This is a genomic window from Halorarius halobius (assembly GCF_024298865.1).
Classification (GTDB): domain Archaea; phylum Halobacteriota; class Halobacteria; order Halobacteriales; family Haloarculaceae; genus Halorarius; species Halorarius halobius.
In genome coordinates, this window is record NZ_CP101161.1 from 3207859 (window position 1) to 3230315 (window position 22457).

Annotated in this window: 21 protein-coding genes and 2 pseudogenes; 7 read left to right on the plus strand and 16 right to left on the minus strand. The window is 65.0% G+C overall.

Annotated elements, in window-relative coordinates:
- The first annotated feature begins 10 nt into the window (after window positions 1–10).
- Entirely contained in the window at window positions 11–490 is a 480-nt protein-coding gene (locus tag NL112_RS17080; protein ID WP_255150059.1) for an Lrp/AsnC family transcriptional regulator, read from the plus strand.
- 117 nt (window positions 491–607) lie between these two features.
- Entirely contained in the window at window positions 608–1690 is a 1083-nt protein-coding gene (locus NL112_RS17085; RefSeq protein ID WP_255150060.1) for a hemolysin family protein, read from the plus strand.
- Window positions 1691–1767: 77 nt separating this feature from the next.
- Here NL112_RS17085 and NL112_RS17090 read toward each other — a convergent pair whose 3' ends face one another.
- Entirely contained in the window at window positions 1768–2034 is a 267-nt protein-coding gene (locus NL112_RS17090; RefSeq protein WP_255150061.1) for a hypothetical protein, read from the minus strand.
- Window positions 2035–2194: 160 nt separating this feature from the next.
- Between NL112_RS17090 and NL112_RS17095 the strand changes: the two genes are divergently transcribed.
- Entirely contained in the window at window positions 2195–2332 is a 138-nt protein-coding gene (locus tag NL112_RS17095) for a DUF7503 family protein (RefSeq protein ID WP_255150062.1), read from the plus strand.
- A 16-nt stretch (window positions 2333–2348) separates the two neighbouring features.
- Here the strand turns inward: NL112_RS17095 and NL112_RS17100 are convergent, their stop codons facing one another.
- The 4 genes from NL112_RS17100 to NL112_RS17115 form a co-directional block, all read right to left on the minus strand.
- Complete coding sequence (locus NL112_RS17100; protein ID WP_255150063.1) at window positions 2349–4607, minus strand: hypothetical protein; 2259 nt, start codon at window positions 4605–4607, stop codon at window positions 2349–2351.
- A gap of 6 nt (window positions 4608–4613) precedes the next feature.
- Window positions 4614–5342: a DUF7504 family protein gene (locus NL112_RS17105; protein WP_255150064.1), complete on the minus strand. Its 729-nt coding sequence runs from the start codon at window positions 5340–5342 to the stop codon at window positions 4614–4616.
- A gap of 199 nt (window positions 5343–5541) precedes the next feature.
- Window positions 5542–7989, minus strand: coding sequence for a DUF2309 domain-containing protein (locus NL112_RS17110; RefSeq protein ID WP_255150065.1), 2448 nt, complete (start codon window positions 7987–7989; stop codon window positions 5542–5544).
- A complete protein-coding gene (locus NL112_RS17115) occupies window positions 7979–9469 on the minus strand; it encodes a proton-conducting transporter transmembrane domain-containing protein (RefSeq protein ID WP_255150066.1) in 1491 nt (496 codons plus the stop codon). Before NL112_RS17115 ends, NL112_RS17110 begins: the two co-directional genes overlap by 11 nt.
- A gap of 369 nt (window positions 9470–9838) precedes the next feature.
- Here NL112_RS17115 and NL112_RS17120 point away from each other — a divergent pair, with 369 nt between their 5' ends.
- Entirely contained in the window at window positions 9839–10855 is a 1017-nt protein-coding gene (locus NL112_RS17120) for an amidohydrolase family protein (RefSeq protein WP_255150067.1), read from the plus strand.
- A 25-nt stretch (window positions 10856–10880) separates the two neighbouring features.
- On the opposite strand, the gene NL112_RS17125 is transcribed toward NL112_RS17120, so the two are convergent.
- Together NL112_RS17125 and NL112_RS17130 are read right to left on the minus strand one after the other, a co-directional pair.
- Window positions 10881–11366: an Lrp/AsnC family transcriptional regulator gene (locus NL112_RS17125; RefSeq protein WP_255150068.1), complete on the minus strand. Its 486-nt coding sequence runs from the start codon at window positions 11364–11366 to the stop codon at window positions 10881–10883.
- A gap of 126 nt (window positions 11367–11492) precedes the next feature.
- On the minus strand, window positions 11493–12218 hold the full coding sequence (locus tag NL112_RS17130; protein WP_255150069.1) for a CPBP family glutamic-type intramembrane protease: 726 nt from the start codon (window positions 12216–12218) through the stop codon (window positions 11493–11495).
- Window positions 12219–12339: 121 nt separating this feature from the next.
- Between NL112_RS17130 and NL112_RS17135 the strand changes: the two genes are divergently transcribed.
- Window positions 12340–14730 (plus strand): pentapeptide repeat-containing protein, encoded by a 2391-nt coding sequence (locus NL112_RS17135; protein WP_255150070.1) that lies wholly within the window; start codon window positions 12340–12342, stop codon window positions 14728–14730.
- Window positions 14731–14804: 74 nt separating this feature from the next.
- Here NL112_RS17135 and NL112_RS22970 read toward each other — a convergent pair.
- From NL112_RS22970 to NL112_RS17155, 4 genes and pseudogenes are all read right to left on the minus strand, one after another.
- Window positions 14805–15008, minus strand: a pseudogene (locus NL112_RS22970) (hypothetical protein); the annotation flags it as partial.
- Window positions 15009–15067: 59 nt separating this feature from the next.
- A complete protein-coding gene (locus NL112_RS17145; RefSeq protein WP_255150072.1) occupies window positions 15068–16084 on the minus strand; it encodes a hypothetical protein in 1017 nt (338 codons plus the stop codon).
- A 240-nt stretch (window positions 16085–16324) separates the two neighbouring features.
- On the minus strand, window positions 16325–16852 hold the full coding sequence (locus NL112_RS17150) for a HalX domain-containing protein (RefSeq protein ID WP_350356133.1): 528 nt from the start codon (window positions 16850–16852) through the stop codon (window positions 16325–16327).
- A gap of 46 nt (window positions 16853–16898) precedes the next feature.
- Entirely contained in the window at window positions 16899–18203 is a 1305-nt protein-coding gene (locus tag NL112_RS17155; protein ID WP_255150074.1) for an RNA-guided endonuclease InsQ/TnpB family protein, read from the minus strand.
- A 401-nt stretch (window positions 18204–18604) separates the two neighbouring features.
- On the opposite strand from NL112_RS17155, the gene NL112_RS17160 reads away from it, so the two are divergent.
- Window positions 18605–18865, plus strand: coding sequence for a HalOD1 output domain-containing protein (locus tag NL112_RS17160; RefSeq protein ID WP_255150075.1), 261 nt, complete (start codon window positions 18605–18607; stop codon window positions 18863–18865).
- A 113-nt stretch (window positions 18866–18978) separates the two neighbouring features.
- On the opposite strand, the gene NL112_RS17165 is transcribed toward NL112_RS17160, so the two are convergent.
- Together NL112_RS17165 and NL112_RS17170 are read right to left on the minus strand one after the other, a co-directional pair.
- Window positions 18979–19392 carry a type II toxin-antitoxin system VapC family toxin gene (locus tag NL112_RS17165; RefSeq protein WP_255150076.1) on the minus strand — a complete coding sequence of 138 codons (414 nt, stop codon included), beginning with the start codon at window positions 19390–19392 and terminating at the stop codon, window positions 18979–18981.
- Window positions 19355–19579 carry a ribbon-helix-helix domain-containing protein gene (locus tag NL112_RS17170; protein ID WP_255150077.1) on the minus strand — a complete coding sequence of 75 codons (225 nt, stop codon included), beginning with the start codon at window positions 19577–19579 and terminating at the stop codon, window positions 19355–19357. The genes NL112_RS17165 and NL112_RS17170 overlap by 38 nt, the downstream gene beginning before the upstream one ends.
- A 285-nt stretch (window positions 19580–19864) precedes the next feature.
- Here NL112_RS17170 and NL112_RS17175 point away from each other — a divergent pair, with 285 nt between their 5' ends.
- On the plus strand, window positions 19865–20413 hold the full coding sequence (locus NL112_RS17175) for a class I SAM-dependent methyltransferase (protein ID WP_255152617.1): 549 nt from the start codon (window positions 19865–19867) through the stop codon (window positions 20411–20413).
- A gap of 208 nt (window positions 20414–20621) precedes the next feature.
- Here the strand turns inward: NL112_RS17175 and NL112_RS17180 are convergent, their stop codons facing one another.
- From NL112_RS17180 to NL112_RS17190, 3 genes and pseudogenes are all read right to left on the minus strand, one after another.
- Window positions 20622–21260: a hypothetical protein gene (locus NL112_RS17180; RefSeq protein WP_255150078.1), complete on the minus strand. Its 639-nt coding sequence runs from the start codon at window positions 21258–21260 to the stop codon at window positions 20622–20624.
- Between the two features lie 52 nt (window positions 21261–21312).
- Window positions 21313–21501, minus strand: a pseudogene (locus NL112_RS17185) (twitching motility protein PilT); the annotation flags it as partial.
- Window positions 21497–22366: a universal stress protein gene (locus NL112_RS17190; RefSeq protein WP_255150080.1), complete on the minus strand. Its 870-nt coding sequence runs from the start codon at window positions 22364–22366 to the stop codon at window positions 21497–21499. The pseudogene NL112_RS17185 and the gene NL112_RS17190, both read right to left, overlap by 5 nt.
- Between the last annotated feature and the right edge of the window lie 91 nt (window positions 22367–22457).

Below are 22457 nucleotides of genomic sequence, written 5' to 3' on the forward strand. Positions count from 1 at the left end.
GCCGAGAGGAATGAAGGACGGCGAACTCGATTCGGTCGACAAATCCATCCTCTACTACCTCCAGCAGGACGCTCGCGGGACCTCCTCGAACGACATCGCGGAGGAGCTGGGACTGTCATCGAGCACCGTGCGCACGCGGATCAACAAACTCGAAGACAGCGGTATCATCAGGGGGTACCACATCGACATCGATTACGACCTGGCCGGCTACCCGCTGTACACGAAGATCATCTGTACCGCGTCGGTCACCGAGCGTGACAGCCTCGCGAACAGCGCCCGCGAGATACACGGCGTCACGGCCGTTCGCGAGATAATGACCGGTCAGCGCAACGTCTACGTGAACGCCGTCGGGGAGTCACACGACGACCTGAATCGGATCGCGAGCGAACTCGACGAACTGGGGCTCGAAATCGTCGACGAACAGATCATCCGGGACGAGTACGTCTGCCCGTATCAGGGGTTTCTCGACCCCGAGACGGAGTCGGACTGACCGAACGGCTCGGGAGGTGCTCGAGTCGTCGGAGGCGGTAGCCACCGACCTTCGCGTCGCCGCGAGGGGTCTGAAAGCCAGTACCACTTTATCGGTCGACTGTCGAGGTTTGGACCGATGAACGCAATCGAGCTCTGGGGCCGCCTCATCGCCGGGGTGCTTCTCATCCTGACCAACGGCTTCTTCGTCGCCATCGAGTTCGCGTTGACGCGGGCCCGGCAGTTCTCCAGAGAGGAGTTCATCGTCGACGGACACCCCGCGCTCGAGCGCGCCTGGGGGATGACCCAGAATCTGGAGCTGTATCTCACGACCTGTCAGGTCGGCATCACCGCCTCCAGCATCGCGGTCGGTATCGTCGCGGAGCCGGCGCTGGCGGCCATCTTCGAGCCGCTGTTCGCCGGCTCGCGGCTCGCGGGCATCGGCGCCGGGGCGCTCATCGCGTTCCTGCTCATCAACCTCGTCCACCTGACCCACGGCGAGCAGACGCCGACGTATCTCGGCGTCGAGCGATCGCGAATGGTGTGTCGCTACGGGGCGACGCCGCTGTACTGGTTCCACTACGCCATCACCCCGCTTATCAAGCTCGGGGACAGCGTCGCCAAGTGGACGCTCAAACTGTTCGGCATCGAGATGACGGGCGCGTGGCTCGAAACCGAGGAGGACGTCATCGAGTCGCGGGCGGAGCTCCGGAACCGGCTCGGGTCGGTGCTCGACGAGGGGGACCTCTCGGAGGAGCGCCGCGACGAGGTGCTGAACGCGCTCGACATCGGGGAACAGCCGGTGCGGGAGGTGATGGTCCCCGACGACGAGATCGTCGCGCTGTCGACGGCGGTGTCGTCCGAGGAGAACCTGCGGCGGATGGAGGAGAGCCCCCACACCCGATACCCGCTAGTCGGCGAGGAGCTGACCGACTTCGAGGGTATCGTCTACTTCCCCATCATGGCAAGACACCGCGAGGAGCTTGCAAGCGGCGAACTCGACTTCGCCGAACTGGCGGCACCGCCGATGACGCTCTCGCCGGATGTCGACGTCAGCGACGCGGTCGACCAGTTCCAGACGGAGAACCAGGAACTCGCGCTCGTCATCGAGGACGGCGCCGTCGTCGGCATGGTGACCGTCACGGACCTGCTCGAATCGGTGATGGGCGACATCGAGGACCCCATCGACATCGAGTACCTCGACGCGGACGGGGATAGCTGAGCGGCCGCGCCCGGTCGTCGCCGTGGGCCGACCCGCGGTCCATCCTGGCGCCGGCGGTTCCGGGTTCGACCGACGAATTAGAGAAGTTCGACGACGGCCCCCACCGCGAAGCCGATGCCGAGCGCGAGCGTCGACACGGCCGCCTGTTCGTCAGTCGCCCGGAACACGCCCGAGAGCGTCAGCCCGAGCGAACACCCGCGGAGAAAGCCGTGAACCGCGCCGGTCCCGAGCGGCGTCGACGGGACCACGAGTTCGACGGCGAGCAGGGCCCCGAGACCGACCAGAAACAGTCCGCCGTCCCGCCGTACGTCCCGTTCTTGCCGTTCGATGGCGAGGCGGCGCATGCTACCGGGCGGAACACCGACCGGATAGCGGTTCCCCCTCGGGGCACGGTTTCGCCGCCGACTCCTCCAACCGCTCGTCGTCGTTCGATTTAATGGATCGATTAACAGAATTAAACGGTCCACCCAATTCATTTCCCACCCCTCGCATCGGGATGATGTGATGTCCGACGACAACACGCTCGCGGCGTATCTCGCTGAGAACCCGAAGATGACCGGCGTCCTGTTCACTATCATGCTCCTGTTGAGCCACGCCGGCAGTGCGGTTGCCGGACACGGCTCCGACATCGCCGGCCCGTAACGCGACCGACTCCATTCTACTGGGGCCGCAACTCCTCGATAGCGATGTCGTCGCTCCACTGGAGCGATATCGTTGTCCCGTCCCGGGTCGATGCCTGCTGGACCGGAATCGGGCCGAGCGCGAAGAACTCCGCGAGTTCGCTCGCGTCCAGCCGGAACGTCTCGATGAGCCCCGAGGCGAGATACTGGGAATCCGAGCCGTCGAGATGCGGCGAGTGGATGGTCCCGAGGTTGAACTGGCTCGTCGGGTACTTGTAGAGCGCCACCTCGAACTCGCCGTCGTCGAGCGGGTCGACCACGAGCCACGAGGGGGCGCCACCTTCCGCCTTCACGATCTCCGCGGAGCCGTCGCCGACGACGACGTAATGCCGGCCCACGAGCGCGTCCTCCTGGACGAGTTTGATGGCGCCGTCGAGCGGCCAGCCGGCGTTCAACAGCCGCGAGACGTGGTGGCCGATTTCGGTCGCCAGCGAGTTGTGGACGTCTTCGAGGGTTACGATGCCGGCCACGGCTCCGCTGTCGACGAGTCGCTTCCCCTGTCTGAACGACCGACAGCCGTTCAGGAAAAAGGCCGTGACGTTTACGTCCGACACCGCGGCGGCGTCGAGGAACCCGTCGGAGCACTGCAGGCCGTCGGCGGTGACGTGGCCGATGTAGTGGAGGAAGTCCGTCTCGGAGCCCAGCACCGCCCGGAGCTCCGCACGCGAGAGGTCCTGCCGGATGGTCACGTCGAACTCGAAGAGGTCACGCATGCCGTACTGCTCGGCGACGGCCGCCTCATCGAGCATCTCGCCGTCGTTACAGACGACGGTCACGCTGATGTGGTTCGGCGCGTCGCTCCGCAGTTCGAGCTGTCGTCTGTACGAGACCGCCGACGACTTGTTGGCGCCCAGCGGGAACCCGTCACCGACGTACGTCTGCGTGGCCGTCGACGCCTCGTCGATGTAGAACACGTCGTCCCGGCTCACCTGTGGCGTCGAGGCCGGCGTCGCCCCGAACGCCGTCTCCGCCTGCTGGGTGGAGGTGTCCGTGCTGTCGAACGGCCCGCGTGTGAACCCGCCGCCGTCCGTGGCGGGCGAGCCCGCCGGCGCGTTGCGGCAGAACTCGTCGACGTGTTCGTCGGGCGTCATCGCGGAGCCGGGCTCCCGGTCGGTCCCGGTAGCCGTCGCCGCGTCCTGGAGGTCAGCCGGCCGCACGACCGCGAGTTCGTTCGCCAGATACGGAAGCACCGTCGCGTGGTCCGCGTCGGGCACAACGTCGGCCGTCAGTCGCCACTCGGGGCGGAGCGGCTCGACCGCCGCAAACGGGACGGAGAGATACGCCTCGAGTTGCTCGGCGAGCGGTCGCCCGTACAGCTCGGAGAACGCGAGGTCGATGTCGGGTGAGCGTTCGGCGCGGGCACGTTCCCGGAGGTCGACCGGGTAGTAGCCGTCCGTCCGGGTGAGACAGTCGAGCGTGAACACGTGCTGGAGCAGTTCGGCGACCGTCGCCTCCAGGGAGCCCTCGCGGGTCAGGTCGAACGCCAGTCCCGACTCGGTGGTGAGCATCGGCTCGTCTCCCGGGCGGACGTCGGCCCCCAGATAGTACGCCAGCGGCGCGACCGGGAAGATGGCCTCGACCGACGGCGGCACTTCGAGGGTCACGCCCGTCCGTGGCGAGCGGCTCCCGCCGGGGAGGTCGAGTTCGTCGCCGAACTCGAGTAAGGGTGGGTGGCCCCGGAGCGTGGGCCAGGACCGCTCACAGGAGAGCGTCTTCAGGGCGGCGCCGAACTCCGAGACCGCCGTCATCAGGTCGGAGGGGTCGGTCGTCGTCGTGAGGGTTCGGGCCGGCTGTTCGTGGCGGGTGCGGGCACCGACGTACAGTTCGTCGGCGTCGGGGAACACGATCTCCGTCGACCCCTCCTCGGGGAGCACGAGCACGCGGCTGTCGGCGGCCAGATACAGCTTTATCGGCGTGCTCGCGAGTTCGACGACGTGGAACGCGCGGTCGTCGACCGACGCCGGCTGTTTCGAGGCGACCGACTCGACGAGCGTCGCGTCCGGCTTGCGGACGTTGACCGTGACACGGAGCGGGAGCGACACCGCCGTCGACGGGATGGTGACCGTCGTATCGACCGGGAAACACCAGGGGACCGCGTCGTTCGAGGCCCGCGTCAGCGGCACGTGGCCCTCGGTGTACAGCGAGAACTGGACGTCCTCGACGGGGTCTGTGACCCGAACCCCCGCCTGATGGGAGAGAGCTTCGAACTGCGGTGTGAAGGCGTTTCTGTGCGTCATCCGAGGTCACCCGAAATCCATCCAGCCCGTGTCGGCCGTCAGGCCCGGGTACGGCGTGTGCCACCGACACTGCACCGGGTCGCCGTTCCGCTGTCGCAGTTCGACGCGGGCGTTCACCACCTCGTTGAGCAGGCCGACCTGCCGGTCGCCGTCCGGGAGCGGACAGTGGAAATGCGCGGTTCCATCGTGGCGTCGGACGGCGTCGCCGACCTGCTGACAGAACTCGGTGGCGGCATCCACCCCCTCCCGTTCGAGAATCGGCAACAGCGACGTGGTGCCGACACGGAGCTGTCCGGGCGCCAGCTCCCCTCCGGCCGCGAACTCGTCTATCGCCGCGACGACGTCGTCCGCCAGCGTGGCCGAGGCCGGCGTACCGCCGGGGCGCCCAACGGTGCCGGCGGCCTCCGTCGTCGCGCCGCGTGTAGACGCGACGGCGCCGTGAATCGTCCGTGGCGCCGGCGACGACATCTCCGAGCCGGTGGGGAGGAACTCGTCGGCGGCGGTCGTCCCATCGACTGCGACCGCGAGCCGGTATCGCGGCTCGGCGTCCTCGCCGGGATGCGGATGGCCCAGCAGTTTCCGCGAGGCGTGTCGCTGTACCCACTCGTCGGTCCGGCCGGTCACGAGCAGTGCCGAGCCGGCGGTCCGCAACCGCTGGAGGTAGTCGCCGAACGACGGCGGACGCTCCACCGCGACACGTCGCAACGGCTTGCCGGTGGTCGTCCCGTCGGTCATCGTTGGCCTACATCATACGCCCGGGTCACTTTAATTGAACTGCCGTTTTCCGAAACTGAGAACGCCGCCGGGCGGTTCCATCGTCACGTCCGATACGACGCGCTCGGGCTGTGAGCTCCACACAAGTATGCTCTGCGGGAGGGACTGTCGGCGAGCACGGGGCGTCCAAACGGCCGCGGTACCTGCCAGGGCGGGGCGGTCAGTCGTCGGCGACCGTGGGCGTGTTCGGCGCCTGCGGGCGTGCATCGCCCCCCGACGACGCGGGCGTCCACTCGAGGCCCTCCTCGTAGTGGAACGCACGGTGCTGTTGGGTCGGGTCGACGACGGTCAAGGAGAGCCAGCCGTTGTCCAGGAGTTCGGTCATCTTCTCGTGGTCGGCGAGGATGCCGGTGACGCGCTCGACGGGCGCGTGGACGACCGCCGAGAGACGGAGTGGCTGGTGGTACGGCTCGTCGTCGGCGGCCTTGAGCGACTGGAGCGGGAGCCCCGTCATCAGGTCGCCGCCGTTGCCCTGGTAGACGCCGACGTTGCCGACGGGGTTGTGGGTCACCTTCGACCCGCTCCCGTAGACCGCGGTGTCGACCGTCGCGAAGTAGTACTGGGTGTTGATCCACTGGGTGACGACCAGCGGCCCCGCGAATATCGCTTCGAGCGCGTCGCCGTCGGGGTCCGTCGACCAGTCGTACGAGTGGAGGAACGCACGGCCGTCGAGGTCGAACCCCTCGGTGAGCGCCCGCGGGCCGATGACGAACCCGGCGTTGCCGGCCAGCCCCCACTCCGGCCGAGTCTCCGCCCAGTCGGCCGCCCGGCGCTCGGTTTCGCGGGCGCCACCCGCCTCGGCGCCCATCTCGGCGGCGCGTTCCGCGGCCGCCCCGGACCGAGCGGTCTCCAGGTCCGCGCGAAGCTGTGCGACGTCGTCGGCGTGGCTCTCGGGCACGTCGTCGGCGAACAGTTCCACCTCGTCGGTCGTCGTGTTGTGCTCGCCGGCGACGAACAGGGTGTCGTCGGGGACGTCGAACCCGCGGTCGCGGAGTTCGGCCTTGACGGCCTCCTCGTTGCAGATGGTCGCGAGGACGCGAGCGCTCGGCCCGCCCGGGTTGCCGGCACAGGCCCCGCAGTCCAGGCTCGAATCGAACGGGTTGTTCGTCGTCTCGCTGGCGTGGCCGGCGAACACGACGACGCGGGCGAACTGCTCCCAGCCCATCAACTCGAAGGCAGTCGCGGCGTACTCGACCTTCTCATCGAGGGTGAGCCCCGCGGGGAGGTCGGTGGCCGCATCCGCCGCGTGGTCGACCGACGGCTCGCAGAACTCGTGGTCGTCGGGCACGCGCTCGTCCGCGGTGTCGAGCAGGTCGTAGACGCGGGCCGGCAGAAGCGTCCGGGCGGCAAGCGCCGCTCCGTACCCACTTCCGGCCGTCTCGACGAAGCTGAACGCGGTCGCGGCGTTGGTCTTGAGCGCGTCCACGATGTTCGTCGCGGTGTCGGCGACGTTTCTCCAGCGGTCGTGAGTGGCCCGCACGTCGGTGTCGCCCGCCGCTTGGCGGTCGGCGATGTAATGTTGGGCATCGAGGATGGGCGGGCAGGCGTCGACGGCCACCTCGGAGTCGTAGTCGTCGTAGCGCATCGGGATGCCGAAGAAGCCGGCGTAGCCGTGGGTCTCGTAGTCGCCGGTCGACTCGATATGCCGACGGATGACCTCCGAGCGCGTGTCGATACAGAACACGAACTGGGCGTCCGGGCGTCCGCCGTCGGTTGCCGCGACGGTCGCCTCGCTCGCGTCGGTCACGGCGTCGACCAGTTCCTCGCGATAGGAGGCCTCCCACGCCGAGAGCCACACCTCCTCGAGCGGCACCGCGTCGTCGGTGGCCGTCTCGTCGCCGGCTGTCGGAGCGGCCGTCGTCGCGGCCTCCTCGGGGTGCATCGGCGCGCCAACCAGGTCGGTGATGGCGAGCCGGACCGCCACGTAGCCGGTGAGCGTGATGGGGTAGGCGGACTGCCAGTCGCCGTCGTCGGCGACCCGCTGTTTGACGAGCCCGGTCCAGCCGGGGAGCGCGGCCAGGTGGTGCTCGAAGACGGCCGGCCACTCCGACTCGGGGTGGTCGGCGAGCAGGTTCTCGATGGCCGCGGCGGGGTCGGACGGCAGGTCGGCCAGCCGCCCGCTGTCGGGGATGTCGCCGTCGTGACGGGCCGTCGTCCGCACGGCGACGTAGAACCCCTGCTCGCGGTTCGGCATCGGCCAGTGAGCCTTCCCCTGGTCGAGAAACGCCGCGAGCCACTTCGTCATCAGGTCGTCGACCCGGTCGGTCGCCGTCCGCTCGGCATCGGAGGCCGCCGGGTCGTCGCCGTCGGACGCGGCCATGCTGTCGAGGTGGGTCTCCGGGACCGGAGCGTAGCCGTGGTCGGCGAGTCGGGACTCGAGGACGCCGGGCTCTATCGCCCCGCGCTCCCACGCGCGGCGAAACGCGTCGGCGCTCGGATAGCCGTCGCCCCCGAACAGTCGCTCGCCGGCCGCGACTGCCTCGTGGAAGGGGCGGTCCTCGAATCCGGCGAGCGGGTTGGCCGTCACGAACGAATGGAGCGGCCACACCGGACCGACCTCGTCGGCTGTCTGCTCTATCATCTCGTGGATGTCGTTGTCAGTACTCATTGTACTCCTCCGTGGACGTCAACAGGGTGCTGGAGGGCGCCTGCGTCGCGTTGAGTAGCGCCACGTAGAGGCGGTCGCTACGGCGATAGATGCCGGTCTCGATGGCGACGTACGCCGCGAGGAACCCCGCGGCGACGACGCCGTGGAGTAGCGTCAGTTCCGTCGGCACCGTCACCGAGGGGAGACCGGCCATGAGTGCCGTGATGGCGTTGTACACGAGCGCGTAGACGGTGACCGCGGGCAGGAACACCAGCGGGATGGCCACATACCGGTACGCAACCGGGAGGTCGCTACTCCGGAGGACGCTCCGGGTCGCATGCAGCGTCGTCAGGACGACGAGCCCGGTCAACAGGAGCCCGCTGTCCAGGCTCGTCCCCTTGCCGGTGAGCAGAGCGAACAGCCCCCCCGCGGCGAGTGCGGCGAGCACGGTGACGACGAGGCCGACGACCCCCGTGCCACCGGTCGCGTGGCCGCCGTTGCCCGGCACCGTCTGTTCGATTTCGGTGCCCGACGCGAGGAACAGATACGCCTTGTAGAACCCGTGGAGGATGAGATGGGTGATAGCGGCCCCGAAGAAGCCGAGGCCGGCCTGCATGATCATGAACCCCATCTGCCCGGTCGTCGAGCAGGCCAGCCGCGTCTTCGTGTCGACCTGGACGGATTTGAGCAGCTTTCCGAGCAGTGCGCTGGCCGCGCCGATGACCACGACCGCGAGCATGAGCGTGACGTCGACGGTGACGACCGGGGCGAACCGGGCAAGCAGGATGCCGCCCGCGTTGACGAACCCGGCGTGCATCAGCGCGGAGGCCGGCGTCGGCGCGGTCATCGAGGAGAGAAGCCAGCCGTGGAACGGAACGAGTGCGGACTGAATCATCGCCGCGAACACGAGTGCGCCGGCGGCGACGAGCCAGACGGGACCGGCGAGCGTCTCGCTCGCGGCCGCGATGCCGGACACCGTCGTCGCGCCGGTCGCCCACCACAGCGTGAGAAGCGCGACCCCGAGAAGCCCGCTACTGGCGAGGAAGTACCTGCGGGCGATGGACGCGGCCGCCTGCGCCTGCGACCAGCCGTCGAACACGCCGATGAGTTTCGCCATCAGCAACCCCATCGCCAGCCACAGGACCCCGAACAGGGCGACGTGGTCGGCGGCGACGAGCGCGATCACGACCAGCGTGAACCCGAACACGCCGGCGAAGAACGTCGTCTGACGCCGACTGCCGGCCATGTAGCGCCGCGAGTAGCTGTGGACGATGCCGCTGAAGAAGGTGACGACGACCCACATCAGGACGGTCAGCCCGTCGATGGCGACCACGCCGGGAAGCTCCCACGCGCCACCGAACCGGAGTCGGGCCGCGAGCGCCGCGACGCTCGCGGCGAACAGCGACCACACCAGCCAGGTGAGTGCGACGGGCACGAACGGGGCGTCGTCCGTCGTGTCCGGGAGCGGTCCGATCGTCGTCGTAGAGATGCGTCCCGACATCGTTCAATCGGTGTGCGACCTGTCGTGGTCCCGGTCGAGCCCGGATGACCAACTCCGGTCGTCTTCACCACCTGCTGAGAACAGTTTGACTATTAAATCTATCTATCTTCACAATACGTTCGTAAAAACCGAGTGGAAGAACATTATAGTTTTCGAGAGGCGCGAGAACGGGGGCGCCCGGTCGGGGTGAGGGATACACCGAGGGACGCACGTGGAGAGCCGTCCGAGACGACCGGCGTCCCCGTCCGCGTCCGGCGGTGTCAACCAGCGCTTCTGGGACAGTGCGAGTAGCGATGTGAAATAATTCTACCGGAACGTTCGATATTCCGCTTCGGAAAACCATTTCGTTCCCTGTGACGCGGTACCGGCATGGAGGAACACGCAGGGACCGTCCTCGTCGGCCAGTCGTTCGAGCCGGTTCACGGGCGCGTCGTCGTCGAGGACGGACGAATCGCGGCCATCGAGGAGACGGAGACGGCGTCGACCGACATCATCCTGCCCGCGTTCGTCAACGCACACACGCATCTCGGCGACTCCGTCGCGAAGGAGGCGGCGGTCGGCCTGTCACTCGAGGAGGCGGTGGTACCGCCGGACAGCCTGAAACACCGCCGACTGGCGGCCGCCGACCGCTCGGAGCTCGTGTCGGCGATGCGGCGCACGCTCCGCTACATGCAACGAACCGGGACGAGCGCGTCACTGGACTTCCGGGAGTTCGGCACGGAGGGAGCACGAACGCTTCGTGAGGCGGCGGCGCCGCTCGATATCGAGGCGTTCATCTTCGGGAGCGACGACCCGTCGGTCCTCGACGTCGCCGACGGCTACGGCGCCTCGGGCGCGAACGACGACGAGTTCGGCGAGGAGCGGGCCGCCTGCGAGGAGCGCGGGGTGCCGTTCGCCATCCACGCGGGCGAACCGGACGCGACCGACATCCATCCCGCGCTCGATCTGGAGCCGGACCTGCTCGTCCACATGGTGCATGCCGAACAGGAGCATCTCGACCGCGTCGCGGCCCAGTCGGTACCCATCGCCGTCTGTCCGCGTGCCAACACCGTTCTCGAGGTGGGTCGGCCACCGATACGTGAGCTCCTCGACCACACGACGGTCGCGCTCGGGACGGACAACGTAATGTTGAACGGGCCGTCGATGTTCCGCGAGATGGCGTACACGGCAAAGCGGTTCGACGTGACCGCCCGGGAGGTGTTGCGGATGGCGACCGTTGCGGGTGCCGAAATCGCCGGGCTCGACCGTGGTGTCATCGACGTCGGCCGGGAGGCGGCGCTGGTCGTCCTCGACGGCGACTCCGACAATCTAGCCGGGTCCTGTGACCCGGTCGAGACTGTCGTCCGCCGGGCGACCGCCCTAGACGTCAAACGCGTCGTTTTGTAGCGGTCGTCCGCCACTGCGGTCGTCGTCAACCGTCGTCGGCCGAGCGGTCGTCTTTGTCGAATCTGCCGAACGGCGTCGTCTCGTGGCTCCGGACGAGAACCTCGTCGGCGACGGTAAGCCCCATATCGAGGAGTGCCTGGGCGACGGGCGTGATGTCGCTGTCCGACTCGCCGACGGCGGTGACGAGCAGGTTCTGTTCGCCGGTGACCAGCTCCTGAACCGAGACGACGCCGTCGATCTCCATGATCTCGGGGATGAGCTCGCCGCGTTCGGGTATCGAGGCGGTGCAGTACAGCAACATCCGGAGCGGATACCCCGACTTCTGGTAGTCGACGCTCGCGCTGTACCCTTTGATGATGCCGTCGGACTCCAGCCGCTGGATGCGTTTGCGGACGGTGCTGTCCGAGGTCCCGGTTCGCTCCGCGATGTCGCCCGACGACATGTTCCGGGCGTCCTCCTGGAGCGCGTACAGGATCGCTCTGTCCACGTCGTCGATCTCCTCGTCGGCCATACTGACCCTCCGCGACATAGCCACTTTACGTTTGTACGTGGGTGCCCGCCTCCGAACGCTCTCGTACCCTTTAGCTTAAGCGATGCCGCTCGTCGGCTGTCCTCGTGAGGTGGCGTCCGTCAGAGTTCACAGCGCGTACAGCGACGGCAGCAGCGAGGCCGCGATGAGGAACTCCAGTAAGTTGTTGAGCATGTGCATGAGCCACGCACCGACGAGGTTGTCGAACTGGAGCCGGAGCCACGTCAGCAACGCCCCGAGCAGGAGCGCGTTGACGACGCTCCCGACGCCGGCGGTGAACACGTGAATGGCCGCAAACACGACGAGCGACCCGGTGCCGGCGACGAGCGGGCCGTAGCCGCGGTCGAGCAGGAGGCCGAACAGCAGCCCCCGAAACAGAATTTCCTCGGCGATGGGCGCGACGACGACCGCCCCGACGAACAGCGACGCGAGCCCGCCGACGCCGGACAGCGACGGCACGCTGTAGCGGGCGACGCCGATGGCCTCGGCGACCAGCGTCGTGGCCGGCCAGCCGACGGCGACGCCGACTGTCGTGGCCGCGAGCCCCGCCCCGAGTTCGCGCCGCGACGGGGGCCGCGCGAGCGCGATGGCGTCCCACACGTCCGGGTCGAGGCGTCGATACACGCCCAGGAGCACGACGACGTTCGCAACACCGTACACCAGCGTGGGGAACCCGGGCGGGAGCCCGGGGTCGGCGCCGGCAGTGGCCGTGAAGATGGCCGTGATGACCACGAGCGTCACGCCGAGCGGCGCCAGCGACGCCAGCGCCCAGCGGGCGCCGAGTCCCGACAGCGGAGCGACCGTTGCGTTTAGGCGACTGCGTGCGGGGAGCATACGAGCGGGTCCGGGACGGCTACCCGCAAAAAATACTCGCTACGTTGACACCGGTGCCGCGGGAGCCGCGTCGGCCTCCTGTATCACCATCTTGAAGCCTCGGGTTCGGGTTGCTGTCCGTATGGAAGGCACTGGTGGGACCTGTACGTTCGTCTTCGACCCGTCGGCGCCGGAAACGTGGGACGGTGAGGACACGGAGACGGCCGCCGTGGACGACGCGCTGTTGAACGACGAGGGCGTCTGGCACTGCCCGCACGATGCCGAGCCCGGCGAACAGCAGTGTCCGTTCCATCTCCCGCTCTCGGAGAAAGACGAGGCGGCCGTCCTCGACCGGTTCCACGAGACGGTCGCGGCCGTGGCCGATGGCGACCGCGAGACCGACCGGCTCCAGTTTCTCGGTGCCCGGTTCGGGCGCTTCGCGCTCCGGGAGGAGTTCCCCATGTTCGCGGGCGAGGAGGTGGCAATCGCCCTCTCGTATGCGACCATCGACGGCCCCATCGACTGCGACGGCGTCTCGCTGGACGCGGCACTCGATTTCACCGGCGCCAGGGTCACGGGCCGGTGTCAGTTCTCGGATGCGGAGTTCGAGGAACCGTTCAAGTTCACCGATGTGACCTTCGAGGGCCCCGTCGACTTCTCGGGGGCGACCTGCCGGGAGAAAGCGTCGTTCGTGAATGCCTCGTTCCGGCGCCAGGTGACACTCGAGGGGGCGACGTTCGACGACCGGGTCTGGTTCTCGAACGCGCGGTTCGGGGACAGGGCCGACTTCTCGGCGGTCAGCGTCCGCCAGACGCTGTTCCTCCAGAAAGTGACGTTCGAGGGCAGTGTCGACTTCTCGGAGGCGACCGTTCGCCGGAAGCTACACCTCTCGAAAGCGCGGTTCGAGGACACTGCCGATTTTTCGGAGGCCACCATCCGCTTCAAGCTCTACCTCTCGGGGGCGACGTTCGGCAGTGACGTGTCCTTCCGCGACGTGACCTGCAAGGGGAAGACCAAAATCCAATCCGCGACGTTCGAGGGCGACGTCTCCTTCGAGCGCGGCCTGTTCCAGGGGGTAGTCAGGAGTTCCGACACGCGGTTCGGCGGCGACTGCGAATTTCGGAGTACCGTGTTCGAGAGCAGTTGCATGTTCGACTCCGTCCGGTTCACGGGGACGACGACCGTGGAGGCCGCCGAGTTCCAGACCTCGACGACGTTTTCGTCGGCCACCTTCGAGGGTGACCTCGGGGTCGTCGGCACCCGATTCGCGAACACCGTGGAGTTCCGCGGCACCGAGTTCGGCGGCGAGGTGGAGTTCCGACGGACGCGGTTCGAGGGGATGGGGGCGTTCACGGACGCGACGTTCCACGACGTCGTCGAGTTCTCCATCGGTGGGTTCGACGGGGAAACCACCTTCAGCGAGGCGGTGTTCGAGGCGCCCGTCACGTTCGCCCAGTTCACGTTCGGGGGCCGGAGCGTGTTCCGAGAGACCGAGTTCGCCGACGACTGCTCGTTCGCAGGGAGCGGGTTCCACGAGGACGCGGTGTTCACGGCGGCACGGTTCCGGGGCGAGACCTCGTTCACGAACGCGACGTTCTCGGCGGCCGCGGAGTTCTCCGAGGCGGTCTTCGACCGCGGTGCCGACTTCCTGGAAGCCGAGTTCGACGGCGCCATCCGGTTTTCGGGTGCGGACTGCAAGCACGCGGGGTTCGACCGAGCCGACCTCTCCGGCGGCGAGTTCGAGGGGGCGACGCTTCGGTCTGCGACGTTCGTCGAGGCCGACGCCACGGGCGCCAAGTTCCGCGAGGCACATCTCGAGGACGCGAACCTCGAACGCGCTGTGCTGGCGGATGCGGACCTCGAGCGTGCGAAACTGTCGAACGCCGACCTGTTCGGCACGGATCTGAGCGGCGCCCACGTCTACGGTGCCCGGGTGGGCGACGCGGGGGTCAACTCCGAGACGGTGTTCGACGCCGCCGGCGAGCAGAAATGCGTCTACGACCCGACCTCGACGTACGAGTACGCTCCCGAGACGGACGCGAAGGTCGACCAGCTCACGAAGGCGATGGGTGCCTACCAGACGCTCGAAAAGCTCTGCAGCGAGAACGCCCGCCCCGACGCGGAGGGCACGTTCTTCGTCCGCCGGCAGGACATGCTCCGCCGGCATCGCCGCCAGGCGGGCGAGTGGGGCCAGTGGGTCCGTAGCGTCGCCTCGAATCTCGTCGTCCGCTACGGCGAGAGCCCCTGGCGCGTCGCCGGGTCGACGACAGCCGTCATCCTCGCGTGTGCGCTGCTGTATCCCCTTTACGGGCTTCGAACCGACGGCGGGGTCGTGACGTACGGGAGTGTTCAACAGCCCCTGCAGGTGCTCGTCGAGAGCCTCTATTTCAGTATCGTCACGTTCACGACGCTCGGCTACGGCGACGTCCAGCCGGTCGGCGTCGCCCGGGCCATCGCCACGTTCGAGACGGTCGCGGGGTCGGCACTGCTCGCGTTGCTCGTGTTCGTGTTCGGCCGCCGGGCGACGCGGTAGCTGCCAGCGGCCCGCCTCAAGTTGTCAGCTCGTGTCATTGTACTCCGTACTGAATCCCACTACGGAACGGGTTGGTAAGAGGCAGCTGTGATGCCGGCGACGATGGCGACGATGACGAAGGCGATGACCGCACTACTCCCGATTCGGGCGACCGCGACCCCGGACAGCGAGAAGATGCCGGCCGCAATCATCGTCCCCAATCCGATCGCGTAGGCGACTTTGAAATCTAGTGACCGGGTGTGTTCTACGCGACGCCAGAAACCTCGGGTAGAGGCCATCACAACTGCAATTAGTGCCTGCAATGTCTCAAAGCTGCCTGGTAGGCGAGCAGACTTCGTCAGCCAACGGCACCGTTCGACGCTCGAGGGAGAAAAATCTCGAGCGTGCTCTCCCCCGAGCCCAAATTGATGGTCCCCTCAGTTCGCTTGACAGTCCACAACAGACACCAGAGGGCCAGACCCTCTGCGTGCATGAGGGGGGTCTCATCACCTATCTCAATTGTCTGGATGTCGAGGTCCGGAAGCCCGTCCCCATCGTCATTGATGTCTATCCTGATCGACCTTCCATCGTCGGTCCGGCTGGGTTCGCTAGAGACCCTCACCTCGATAGCCACGCTTCCGTCGTTGTGCGTGATGATCTGCGCGAGGACATCAGCGACAGCGGAGGGAAAAGTGCTCGCCGCCCTCGCGGTAATGCCGGGACATTCCAGTCTTTTGAGTGTTATCGTGGCCGATTGGGCGTCGGTCAAGACGGTCTCGATCGGCTCCTGTAACGCCTCGGGGAATCGGAATGTCTTCGTCTCATTGTGCTCCTCGGAGAGAAGATGCTTGATTCGCTGTGTCCGGTCAGAAATCGTCGCGAGCCCCCACGCCCGCCGTTCGATTATCTCGAGTTCTTCTATTGCCACCTCGTCGTCGACTCGCGCTGCGGCGTTCTCTGCATGGCCGCCAATGATGTTCACGTCGTTCCGAACGTTGTGTCTCAGGATTCGATGGAGGACATTCACCATCGTGGACCGCTCTCGGAGGGCAGTGTTGGTCGCATCGAGTTCGGTCTTCGTAGCTCGGAGGTCCCCGAGGTGCTGGACAACGGCATAGGATGCCACGCCCGCCAATACGTTTGCCCCAGATTCGAAGGCCTCAGCCGGTCGTGACCGGAACTCAAGGAACCCCAAGGTAGAGAATTCGGCCAGCTCGGTTACCTGGTGTAGCATCATCAACCCAAGCAACGCAACCAACAGTAATGGTCGGTAATCGGAGAGATGGTAGGCCCCATGAACTGTATAGGCGAAGGCGGCCGTCATCACGACAAGCGGACCGATGGTGAATAGGAGCAGGTCGATTGAGAATTCCATGGGGGTTCAACCTCTCTCGACCTCTCGGACCAACGGGCCGGTACAGGGGGTTCTACTTTACGGATTACTGACAACGTGCTACGTGCATAATACTAGGGGTGACTCACTGAGTTCGCTTGTTCTGACGGTGGGCAACACGTTGGGCCACCCATAGCGCTCAGAACAGGGTGGCGGTTGATGTAATCTGAAACTGCATGATATGCCTGGGAAATGTGCCGAAAACTGAACCTACGCGAATAGCTACGACTCGTACGTCTCCTCGGCAACCTGTGAACAGATTGCGGTGAGTTGGTCCGGCGTGAACCGTGCCGCGATTTCCGCGAGATCATCTTCAAGTTCAGCCTCTCGGGCCACAAGCTGCTGGTACTCGTCTTGCTGCTCCAGTTCACTTCGAGGGTGGTGAGCTTCGAGCAGCGACTTCTTTCCGGTGACGGCGAAGAACTCTCGGAGGATGTGGCCATACTCATTCATGCGGACTAATCGGTCAACCGTGTCGCGCAGTTCGTCCCGCCTGACAGGCTTGCGGAGATACTCGTCGAACTCCAGTTTGGAAACTCCCTGTTCGGGAGGTGCTGCCGTTACGAATGCTATCCCGCAGTCGAGATCTCGCTCTCGAATACCAGCCACGATATCGTTGCCCGTTCCGTCCGGGAGCTGTCGGTCAGGGACGGCGGCATCCACGGTGGCATCTAACTCTCTGAATGCCGTATCGCAATCATGAGCCACGCGCACGTCGTACGACTCCGCTAACCACGAGCCATGTGACATCCTCCCCGCCGTGAACGGCGGGGCTTCCCGTTCCGTGTTGGGATATTTATGGTTTGCAGATGCTCGCTTGTTCAGCGAACGTCCCCTGTCCACTACTGGGGTCGTGTTCTCCACGACGGAACAGGTTGACTACAGGACGTGCCACACGCCCGCTACTCCTATCCTCGGAAGACCGAAGACTCGGAGTTACCTTTTCTGACTGGTCTAACCGACAACGAATGTTCTCTGCACCATTCGAGTCAGCGTTCATCACGGCGTTACACCCACGACAGACGTACAAGCCACGCTCTACACGATTGGCATCTCGTTTCTGTCCACAGCACGAACACGTCTTCGAGGTGTCGCGCTCACTCACCACAACGACGGCGATGCCTTCGGCTTTCGCCTTGTACGTGAGCAGATTCGTGAAGCGGTCGAACGCCCACCCGTGCAAGCCTTCGTTGCCACGGTCGCCCCAGTTCCGAGCCTCGCCTGTTACGTCGTCTTCACGGATGCCTTCGAGGTTGCCGACAGCAATCGTCCCGACACCTCGTTCGACACACTCTTCGACAATGTGTCTGGTGACGGCGTGCATGTAGTGCGACCGGCGCTTGGAACGAGTCCGTCGGAGTCGGAGTGCCTTGTTCGACCGAGAGGAGTTGCACTTCGCTATCTCCTTGGCGAAGTAGCGTTCGTCGGTCTTGAGGGCGTTCCCCGGATACAACTCGTGGTCGCCCGTGGAGTACGAGACGGCGGCAACGTTCTTGATACCGAGATCGATGCCAGCGGTTTCGTCGCCGGGAGAATCGGCCTCCATTTCGTGTTTGCACACGATGTGGAGTTCCCATTCGTCGCCGTTCCAGACGGCTCGCACTTGGCGAACGTTCTCTACAACAACATCTGGTCGAGTCTCGATTTCGCAGAGGATGAAGTCCGACCAGTGTTCTTTCAGGTTTCGACCTTTGGAGAGGCGAATCCGGTTGTTGTGGGCATCGTGTTTGAAGCCGTCTTCTTTGAACGTGACCGTAGAGCGTGGGTGGTCGCCGTTGTGTTTGCGGTACGTCGGTGGGTTTGCGCGGTCGTCCCCGTTTCGGCGCTTGGCGTACCAACCACGGAACGCTTCAGCGAGTTCTTCGATGACTCGCTGACTCGACTGAGAATTGAGGTCGGCGTAGCGTTCGTGGTTCTTCAGGTATGCCTTGAGCGGGCCATCCTCGGGGATTGTCCCTGTTTCACTCCAGATACGGTCGCACGTCCAGCGTGCGATGTTCCAGAGCTTCGAGGCGGCGAACCCGAGCGAGTCCAGATCACTCTTGACCTGTTGCTGGTTCCGAATGGATGCAACATAGGTCCGAGTGACCTGAATCGCCATACATAGCCTATGTATACAAGCCGACTTAATGGTATGGACTGGCGGTGAATATCCGGCCTTGCCATCGACGGTGGTCTGTGTGAGAGTTGTCGGATTCACTCCCGTCCCCAGAACGCTTTGCGTTCTGGTGTGCGAACGAGACGCGAAGCGTCTCGTTAACGCCCTAAAGGGCGGGATTCTCTCCTCGCAGAAAGATAGACCACATAATAAATCGGCTATAGATTATTCAGAATTTGAAAATGTAGTTGTATTGCGGGGAGATTTTACATTTATTATATTGTTTCCCTGTGGAGATATTCGCATCGGCAAGCAATTTTGTTACGAACGGTTGCTCCATAGTTTCGGGGAAGAGTGTGCCGGCAGGCGAATAGTTTTTCAGACAGGTGGCAGAGTTGAGGGTGGTGACTGAATATATGAACAGGATTGCTGATGCAGTTGTCGAGGCGATTGCATCTCATCGGGGGGTGGATCGGACGGACCTGACCACGCCGCTGTATGACGAAATCGACCCTGACGCGCTGGAGGCGTTGTACCGGACTGATTCCGACGATGGTGCCGGGCCGCATCCAACCGTCACCTTCTCGTATGAGAATGACCGCGTCGTCGTTGCCGGACCCAACGACATCGACGTCCAACCGTACCCCGCGAACCCCACACCGTAGCTACCCGATGTTGCCGACGGCTCCCGACGGATAGGGCTCGTCGGTCCGTGGATGATATCCCAGCTACCGGGGCGTTCGATACAGAGGTTCTATTTTGCACGCCCCGGCTTGACCTAGTCGAGGTCGCGGGGATCGATATGCTCGATTTCGGGAATCTCGGGAAACAGGGTGTCCGTTGAGACAATCGGCTCGTCGAGGACAGCCGCGCTGCCAAGATGCACCCCATCGAATACGTTCAGGGCGTCATACTGTGATCGGAGCTCCGCAGCGGCGTCCAGTGCGTCACTGGTCAACGGCACCAGCTCGATATTTTGACTAGCGATCTCCTGGTGTGCTCGGACGACGCTGCCGCGATTCCACTCGTCTTCCATCACGTACTGGAGTTCGATGCCCGTCGCGACCGACGTCTTCGGCTCCTCGATAGAATCGATATCGACGTCACTCGCGAGCCAGTCATCGGCTTTCAGCTCCGCGAGGAGGACGTCGAGGTCAAGATACACGTTTTCGGTCCAGTCGCTCTTCGACATCGTTCCGCGCTTCGCTGTCCGCCTGTTCGTGGAGGCGTTCCAGATGCTCTTCGCGAACGACGAGCCGAGCACCGTATCGGAGCGCCTCCGACCGCGACCCGAAGACGCCGTCCTCGACGAGCCTGTCGAGACGGTCAACGAGCTCCGGCGGGAGCGAGACCGGAACAGACTGTCGATCGCTGCTCATACCTCCACGTACTCTATACGATTGTATAAATATTTCGCGGCAATCGAAGCGGTATTCTTCCGACCTGGACGAGGCCCCTCGCACATAGCCAGGCCACGGAACGCATGACCGATACGCCCGGGAAATGAGACCGAATCTGAATGCATAGCACACTACGGACTCGTGCTGAACTCAGCCTCTATAATCAGCACGCAATTTGTATCGACTTCAGAGAGTTTCAACAGCGTCTCGGCTTTATATATCCACCCGAATAGTGAGCCAGTAGCCGATTCACGTCTCGGGCAGGTGGTCATCGTATGTTTCCGCGCTCGTTCGAAACGGATCGGCTCGAATTTGAACGCATACGCTCGAACTCTCGCGACTGATCACGGGCAGGAAATCGAGTTCATCGAAGGTAGCGTGACGGATATGTCGATGATTTCTGACGCCACTTACGAGCTTGCGTTTTCGGCATTCGCGTTCCAGTGGGTAGATGACTTACAGGCCTGCTTCGAGGAAGCGTACCGCATCTTATGCGACGGTGGCAAACTCGTGTTCAGCGTCGGCCATCTCTACTACAAGATTGTATCCCCGGAGACACACGACTTCGAGACGAGCTACTTCGATGATTCGCCACGTAGGGAGTACAGCGAATCTCTCGATGCCGAGATGGTCGTCCATCGGCGTCGGGTCAGCGAGACGGTACGGCAGCTGACCGATGCTGGATTCTTGCTTGAAACAATTCGAGAGCTAGGATACGAAGACCCAGAAGCGTACGAATCGGAGTTCGGGAGCTTCGTTCCTGACTTGATGTCAAAAGTGCCTCCCACGATTATCTATTCAGCTCGAAAATGATGAGTACCTCAGATTCCGACCGGTGCGTTATCTAAGACGGTCCAGCGACTACAGAACAGTAGACGAGTCGACGACGTGCGCCCCCGACACACTGGTAGTAGAAGTCAACAGTATGTGGGTACACCATACGGGAACGCCACACGGATGCCTCAATCGGAGAGCCGGTGGCTGATAGCGACCCGAAACCGTTCCACGAAAAGAGAAGGTCTCAGCAGGCGCCGCCGCCTGCGCCGGCCGCGGCACCGGCGCCCGCACAGCTCGCGGCACTCGCGCTGGCGCCCGCCGCGGCCGCCGTGCCGGCGACGACGATCGCCGCGTCGTCGGTCCGACTGTAGTCCTTGCACTCGCCCCACGCGACCGGCGCGATCTCGTCGTCGATGTCGTCGGCCGCCTCGACCGCGTCGCGAAGCGCGGCGACGTCGAAGCCGGCGTCGGTCGCGTACCGGTCGACGAGATTGTCCGTGAGTGCGACCCGGCGACATTCCTGGGCCTCGAACAGTTCGTCGCCGTCGAACGTAAACTGGACGTCGAAATGGCGGACGAACACGTCGTCGAACGGCGCCTGGAGGGCCCCGGCCGCCTCGCCGACGAGCTTCCAGACGAGATCCAGATCCGGATTCTCGACGTCCTCGCCGAGCGAGAAGCGGGCGATGGGGACGACGACCGGCTCACCGTCGGGCCCCTCGTTGACGACCGCGACGCCGGTGACGCCACAGTCCTCGACGTCGTAGCCGCCCCGGTCCACGGCATCACGGAGCGCCTCGTCCGCGTCGCTCTGTCGGGATTCGAGGTCGACCTGTTCGTCGGGCGTATCGTCGCCGAGCAGACGTTCGAGCAGGGAGGGCATCGTGGTCGAGGCTATCGGGCGACGGAACTTCGACGTTGTGGTCGACGGTGTGTCAGCGATACTCCGAGATCGTTCGATACGGGACGTCGTACCCGATATCGTCGATCCACCACGACAGCCACTCGTCGGCGGTATCCTCTTCGATCTTCCCGGCATCAATCGCGGCCAGCAGAACACCGACCGAGCCGACCACAGTCACACCCTGTGTGTTCGCAAACGACCGTGCATCGCCGTCGTCACTCCGGGTTTGCGAGCGTCATGACGGGAACTGGGGCCGACCGCACGGTCGTCTCGGCGACGCTACCGAGCAGAATGCGGTCCGTGCCGCGCCGGCCCGTCGTTCCCATCCCGACCACGTGGATGTCGTGCGAGTCGATGCTGTCGAGGATCACGTCGGCGGGCCGGCCGTGGACGACGTGCCGGGCGATATCCTCGAGGCCCTGGTCCTGAGCCATCGAGACGACCGTCTCGACCGCATCGTTCGCGGCGGATTCGTTCTCCTTGCCCGAGACCGTCGACCGGACATCCGGCCCGAGCGTCGTGTCGTCCACGACCGACAGGACGTGGACGGTCGCGTCGAGCGCGGCCGCAAACTGGACGAGATGGTCGGCGGCGTGTTCGGCGGCGGGACTCCCGTCGGTCGGAACGAGGACGTTCTCGTAGGGGAACGCGAGCGTCTCGTCGGGTTGCATGCGGACTGAGAGTACAGGCACAGACGAGAGCCGGACCACCTTCTCGGCGACGCTCCCGACGAAGTAGCGGGAGACTCCCTCGCGGCCGTGTGTCGGCATCACGATCAGGTCCTGGTCGTACCGCTCGGCGTAGTCGACGATCGTCGGCGCCGGATTGCCCTGGACGACGTCGGTTGAGTACGGCACTCCGAGCGTCTCCAGGGTCTTTGCGGCCTCCTCGAGGACATCCTTCCCCTCCTCGACGAGCGCGTCGACGGTGTGCCCCTCGACGACGGTGACGCTGTCGCGCGACGTGTCGGCGACGTTCAGCAACTGGATGCTCGCGTCGGCCCAGTGGGCGATCTCGCTGGCGTGGTGCAGTACCTCGGATGCACCCTCGTTGCCGTCGTACGGGAGAAGAATGCTCTCGTACATCTGTCGGTATCGGCGGGCTACGGCGACCGCGCCCCTAATGGTTTGCACACCGCACTGCCGACGTGGCGGCCTGCGACTCCAGTCGGGCGAA